This is a genomic window from Bacteroides sp. D22, from assembly GCF_000163675.1.
Classification (GTDB): Bacteria; Bacteroidota; Bacteroidia; order Bacteroidales; family Bacteroidaceae; genus Bacteroides; species Bacteroides xylanisolvens.
In genome coordinates this window covers 1-1342 of the sequence record NZ_GG774862.1, presented here as the reverse complement: position 1 = coordinate 1342, position 1342 = coordinate 1, and the positions used below count along the sequence as shown (strand labels likewise).

The 1342-nt window shown below is 38.9% G+C and carries 1 protein-coding gene and 1 pseudogene; both read right to left on the bottom strand.

Annotation, left to right across the window (positions count from 1 at the left end):
• Positions 1-33: 33 nt before the first annotated feature.
• Entirely contained in the window at positions 34-900 is an 867-nt protein-coding gene (locus HMPREF0106_RS00120; RefSeq protein ID WP_004310695.1) for a transposase, read from the bottom strand.
• 183 nt (positions 901-1083) lie between these two features.
• Positions 1084-1342, bottom strand: a pseudogene (locus tag HMPREF0106_RS00125) (hypothetical protein); the annotation flags it as partial.

Here is a 1342-nt window from a genome sequence, read left to right as displayed (position 1 = left end):
TGCGAATCAGTAGTTGAACTCTGATTCCTTGTTTTAGAAAATTAGATAAATGAATGCGATGGCAATTTTGCCCATCGTATGTACTAAAAGTCCAGATGTAGATCTGACTTTCATCGCTCTTTGAATATTTGTTTTTTCATTCAGCCAGTTGAAAAAAGATTCTATCGGTTGTCTGACCTTTGATACTGCAGTTGAAAACAGGTCTCTGCCCGCTTTCTCTCTTTGAGTAATAATAGGCTCCTCTCCCTTTATTGCTTTAACGGGAGTCATCATGGTTACCCCTTGTTCCTGCTGTTTGTTTCCCCAGAACGAGAAGTCTGAGTATATCTTATCCGCAAATATATATCTGTTTATAAGACTATCAGCGGCTTCTCTTTTAAGAACAGTCAGATCATTCTCCTCTGCCGATGATAAGATGATCATTTCGGGGAATGGAATGGTTCCTTCCCTGCGGAAAGCTAAGGTGTGAAGTTTGAGCCCGAAATAATACATGTTCTTTGTAGAGCAGTATCCTTTAGTGGCAATTTCAGTAGCCACTTTTCCGGTTTTGTTCTTTCCTGCACAAGTAATGATGGGCATGGAGTCAATAAGTGATATCATAGAATCGCAATCTGTTGGTTTAAAGAAAGTAATGAGATGCTTCACCAGTTCATTAATCGCCTCACTCATCAGGTTCAGCCGATAGTTGAATGTTTGATAAGAGGGAAGGTTAGGGAACCAGGAAAGCAAATATTCTTTGGTAAATGTATGTATCTCTTTGATGCTAAAATAGCGCTGATACGCTCCGCAGAACAGATATACGGTAAGCAGCTCCTGATCAGTGAAGATCGGTGTAGCGTTATTACTGAACCTCTGACAGTAGAACTTCAGTGAAGACTGATAAACATCGCAGATATACATATATATTTTTATAAGTTTTAGCTCTTTCTCCTTGGGAATCATAATTAGAATAATGAGTGGTTTTATTCTTCTAACATACTGATTTTCAAGGAGATTAAGAAATAAATAAATGAGATAATTAATTGAATAATAACAATTTAACTAACTGAATCAGCTAGTGATTTCAACTACTGATTCGCATGATTAATTCTTATTCTTAACGACGGGCGCTATCTGGCTTTTTCCATCTGTGGGTGATAACTTTTGCAGACGTATCCATTCATAATCCTCTTTTGTGGCCGGATGCCAGTTGACGAAGATGCCGGGATAACCTACTACTGTAACCGTGTATCCCCCTGTTTTCTCATTATCTTCCACTTTGAAAGTGGCTCCCATGATGACATCGCAGTTGTATTTGATGGTGGACAGATACGTCCCCCATGCACGGATGTTGTCAAGTTCT